This window comes from Chryseobacterium sp. BGARF1 (genome assembly GCF_001677955.1).
Taxonomy (GTDB): domain Bacteria; phylum Bacteroidota; class Bacteroidia; order Flavobacteriales; family Weeksellaceae; genus Chryseobacterium.
On sequence record NZ_LELA01000093.1, the window covers coordinates 1 to 4,756 of the forward strand.

6 protein-coding genes and 1 pseudogene are annotated in these 4,756 nt (G+C 36.5%); all 7 read left to right on the forward strand.

Going from position 1 to position 4,756, the window contains the following annotated elements:
• Positions 1-191, forward strand: a pseudogene (locus AB671_RS22510) (IS5/IS1182 family transposase); the annotation flags it as partial.
• A gap of 386 nt (positions 192-577) precedes the next feature.
• Positions 578-790 carry a hypothetical protein gene (locus AB671_RS17980; protein ID WP_066682278.1) on the forward strand — a complete coding sequence of 71 codons (213 nt, stop codon included), beginning with the start codon at positions 578-580 and terminating at the stop codon, positions 788-790.
• Positions 791-920: 130 nt separating this feature from the next.
• Positions 921-1,598, forward strand: coding sequence for a type 1 glutamine amidotransferase domain-containing protein (locus tag AB671_RS17985; RefSeq protein WP_066682281.1), 678 nt, complete (start codon positions 921-923; stop codon positions 1,596-1,598).
• A gap of 626 nt (positions 1,599-2,224) precedes the next feature.
• Positions 2,225-2,548, forward strand: coding sequence for a hypothetical protein (locus AB671_RS22350; protein WP_066682284.1), 324 nt, complete (start codon positions 2,225-2,227; stop codon positions 2,546-2,548).
• The gene (locus AB671_RS17995) at positions 2,496-2,888 is read left to right on the forward strand and encodes an exodeoxyribonuclease VII large subunit (RefSeq protein ID WP_185114158.1); all 393 of its coding nucleotides are present in this window, start codon (positions 2,496-2,498) and stop codon (positions 2,886-2,888) included. The genes AB671_RS22350 and AB671_RS17995 overlap by 53 nt, the downstream gene beginning before the upstream one ends.
• Positions 2,889-3,038: 150 nt before the next feature.
• A complete protein-coding gene (locus AB671_RS18000; RefSeq protein ID WP_066682290.1) occupies positions 3,039-3,302 on the forward strand; it encodes a hypothetical protein in 264 nt (87 codons plus the stop codon).
• 224 nt (positions 3,303-3,526) lie between these two features.
• Positions 3,527-4,441, forward strand: a complete 915-nt coding sequence (locus tag AB671_RS18005; protein WP_066682292.1) for an NAD(P)H-binding protein — start codon at positions 3,527-3,529, stop codon at positions 4,439-4,441.
• The last annotated feature ends 315 nt before the right edge of the window (positions 4,442-4,756 follow it).

The following is a 4,756-nucleotide window of genomic DNA, read 5'->3' on the forward strand; positions in this document are numbered from 1 at the left end:
TTCAAAATAATAAAAGGAAATTAGATCTTTCCAGTGTCCAATTGGATGGAAGCCATACCCGAAGTAAAACAGGAGGAGAATCGGTAGGATATCAGGGAAGAAAATCATCCAAAACCAGCAACTGTATTTTCCTCTGTGATAACCAAGGGCAAATGCTTTCAATGGGAAAGCCAATAAGTGTAGATTTATAATATTGAAGATACTTTGGAAGAGATTTTCGGCCTTCTGGATGCTGCTGATATAGAGTGTAAGGGATTATTTCTTAATGCCGACTCTGGTTTTGACAGTAAAAAACTTAGAGATATTTTGTATAAAAAATAAATTATAGGAAATATCAAAGAAAATCCTCGTAACGGGGATACAAAGAGTGAAAAGTACTTTGATAATGAGTTATATAAAAGAAGATTCAAAATAGAAAAAGCAAATACATGGCTCGATAGCTTCAAAGCTTTATTAGTAAGGTTTGAAAAACTAAATGTAACTTGGATAAATCTACATTATTTAGCTTTCTCTATTTTGTTTCTAAGAAAAATAAAAGTTTAAATAGGTTCATTATAAAAAATAAAATAATAGTTATATGTCTATTTCGTACTACGATTTTAAAAATCTACCCATGCAATCTCGATACGAATTTGTTTTGACCGAAGGAAAGATCATCAGTGAAACCTCTAAGGATGGACTAAAGTTTGTATTGTATGAGCTGTCAAGTTTTTCAGTTGAGATTGTATATAAGACCATTAATAACAAGATAGAAGGTCTGAGCGTTTTCCAGAATAGAGAAACTCTATGACACATAAGATGATTTTCATTGGCCTGCTTCGAAAAAAGTGTGATCTGGATCACATGAAAATAGTGACCTTTGTCCTGTGTTGAAAAGCTGGTTACTTCGAACTTTGTAGTACTAAATTAATAGATATAAAATGAGCAAAAAAGTTTTATTCGTGATAACAAGTCACGACAAATTAGGGAATACTGGCGAGAAGACCGGATTCTGGACTGAAGAATTGGCTGCCCCTTATTATGCACTAGCCGACAAGGGAGTTGAGATCGCGCTGGCATCTCCAAAGGGTGGCCAACCACCAATTGATCCGAAAAGTGAAGACCCATCATCTCAGACTGATGCGACACGAAGAATGGATAGTGATGAGGAATTACAGGACAAATTAAAAAATACAAACAAATTATCAGAGGTCAAAAGTCAAGACTTTGATGCGGTATTTTATCCGGGTGGTCATGGACCTTTATGGGATCTGGCAGAAGATAAAGTTTCGCAGCAACTAATTGTTGATTTCTACAGCAGTGATAAACCTATAGCATTCGTTTGCCATGCGCCCGGAGTTTTGAAGGATGTGAAAATAGATGGTGAATATTTGGTAAATGGTAAAAATGTTACTGGATTCACCAATACTGAAGAAGAGGCGGTACAATTAACTGATGTTGTTCCATTTCTAGTTGAAGATATGCTGAAAAAGAATGGTGGTGTGTACAGTAAGATCGAAGATTGGAGTCCTTATGCAGTAGTTGACGGAAGATTGGTTACAGGACAAAATCCTGCTTCTTCTGAAAAGGTAGCTGAGGAATTATTGAAACTTATTTAGGTCTTTTTATTCCAAAGGATAAGATCTTGATTTTCGACTGTAAATAATTCATTCTTTTTAGGGAAAGTTAAGATAATCAGGTCTTTTTTTTAATAATTAACATCATTAATCATCTTCAAATGCATTTCCTTTCCACAATTTTGTAGAGGAAATACTTTTATAAAAGTTTTTATGATTATTAGTTTTTATCCCCATATGATCTGGGGATTTTTTTATTCTACACTAACTAAAATGTTGTACTGTTGAATCCAAAAGCTGGGCAATCACAGGCGTTATATATACTTTTTAAAGTATAGGTAATTGTTGCATTCACTTTTAAAACTTACTTTTCAATTATATGTAAGCATGGCTATTTTATTTAAGTGCAATTAGCAATACCTTTGCTTATCAAGCTTTTTTAAAACGACAGTCAATCACATTGACGATCAAGAAGTCACAATCCTATCTATTCACCGGCTTCAGTTATTGGGATTTTCAGCAATGCCTTGAAGCTCAATGCTACGGTCAATCTGATCTATCTGAAAGGCAGATATGCTTTTGGTGGTGGTAGATCCTATGGGAACTACTATTATGACCTTCTGTTCTCAGAAGGTGATCACACTTCGATAGGGATTCTTATTTCTTAATTGCTAAGGAGTAAGATCACCAATAATGAGGTATACACACTCAGAGGCTTTATTGAGAAAAGCATCAAGAATTCTTCGATTGAACTGCGCTTTGTTGTGGACGAGATCGTTCAGCAGGAAGAAAGATCGATTTCTGAAGACGAACTGGAAAGGTATAGCCTTATCCAGAAAAAACTCGAGATAGGGTCAAAAGATCTTGAAACCCTTATCAGGGATAAGATGCTGAAAGATGAAAAGGTAAGGGTCGCTAACATTTATGGAAATAATGCGATTGTACAGAAGGATTTTTTCGAAGGATTGGATGTTTCGCGAAAAATATTTTGATATTTCAGATCACAGCTGTAATATTACCTCTTCAAAAGCGATCATTTCCAAACTGAACGAAGTTTCAGGTCTGGGTTATGACATTGTTGCCTTGGTCAGGGGAGGAGGTGACAGGCAGAGTATGGAAACTTTTAATGACCTGAGCTTATCCGAATTATTCATAACAATGAAACCGGTTACTGTTACGGCTATCGGTCATACGGTCGATGAAACCTTATTGGATAAGTTGGCTGACAAGCGTTTTCATTTACCGCACGATTACGGCGCTGGATTGCATACCATTGCTGAAAAGCTTTCTCATGAAAGATCAAATTCGAGGCTTTGCTCATCGATGAGGTGAAAAAAGATGTTACCAAGCAGTTTTTAGAACAGGTGGAAACTTTAGAAAAACAACTTAAGAAGAATGAAGAATTCACTGCAGCCCAGAAAACTTAGAAAGAGCAGGTAGAGAACCATAACAAAGCCTTTGTAGAAAAGCTAAAGGTCAGAAATGAAGAATTTTCGGGAGCAGCAGAAACACCGCCAGGCAGAAATGGAAAGCTACAAAAAGGAGATCGCTGTTCTGCACGAGAAGAATGTCCAATCTGCAATCAATGAAAAAACAGCCTCCTTAAAAGTGAATCTTGAAACTTTGCGCCAAGATAATATACGACTGAATCAAGAAGTAAAGAACAATAAAACGGATTATGCAAAGATTATTACCGCATTTATTTTAGCACTGATCATAGGATTTATCTTAGCGAAACTTGTTTAGATCACAATATGATCCTAGCTTTTTAAGGATTTCTTCCTATCGTAAGTATTCCAAAGCCAACTCATCATTTTTTATGAGTTAAAATGCACACTCTGCTTTGCAGGCCTGTTATCTCATATTCGTATTTGAATATTCAATGGACACGTTTTAGTTAACAGACCCCCCGATTCTGTTATTTCCTTTACCTCAGCTTGACGCAATTTTGTACTTATAAAATAAGTACAATGAAAATCGTAATAACAGGCTCTTTAGGGAACATCGGAAAACCACTCACAAAATTATTGGTAGCAAAAGGACATCAGGTCACTGTGATCAGTAGTAGGTTAGATAGAACATCTGAAATAAAGGCATTGGGAGCACTACCTGCAATCGGAACTATTCAGGATACATCCTTTTTAACAAAAACATTCAAAGGTTCGGATGCTGTATATCTGATGGAAGTCTGGGAAGGAATAGGAAGCCTCTATGATAAGGATATCGACTTTTTAGAAGCTTTTAAAAAAGTTGCCAATAACTATGTAGAGGCTGTCCATAAATCAGGTGTTACCAAAGTTATTCATCTGAGCAGTATCGGTGCACATTCGGATCAGGGAACAGGAAGCTTGCAGGTTCATCACCATGTTGAAAATATTCTTCGAACACTTCCTGAAAATATATCAATCAAGTTTATGCGACCAGTCGGTTTCTTCAGCAATGTGTACCGATGGCTGCCAATGATCAAGTCTCAGGATGCAATTATTCAGAGCTATGGCGGTGACCAGAAAGAACCGTGGGTGTCTCCCTATGATATTGCCTCAACAATTGCCGACGAAATGGGACTACCTTTCAACGGGAGAACTGTACAATATATTGCGAGTGACGAGGTTTCTCCTAATGAAATAGCTGATGCTTTGGGTAAAGCGCTTGGTATTGATGATATGCAGTGGAAAGTGATTCCGTCAGAAGAATTGTTGGACCAAATGCTTTCAGCAGGAATTAATAAATGGATCGCTATTGGGATGGTTGCAATGCAAAAGGCACAACAAGATGGTAGTTTGTACGAAGATTTTTATTTAAATAAACCTGAGCTTGGCGAAACAAAGCTTAACGATTTTGCCAAAGAATTTGCTGAGGTCTATCACAACCAAAATAATTCATAAAATGAAAAATCCAAACTGATTTTAATGGTCACAGAGGTGCGGGAACATTTGAGGAAGGAGGAATCCGAATTGCAAAATATGCTATGATCGGGGCAGACGGTACGACCGGAAGGTTCATCAGTGAAGAATATAACGCTGGAACTGGAGAAGTATCTTGATAATTAATTCATTATTTTTGCCGGATATAACATTTAAAAAGATGTTTAAAAATGAGAAGTAAACAAAATAAGATACATAAATTCAGGTCTTTATCTGAGTTTCATGTGATGTTTGCATTACCAAAACCTGAACATCCGCTGGTTAGTTTTATCCGGT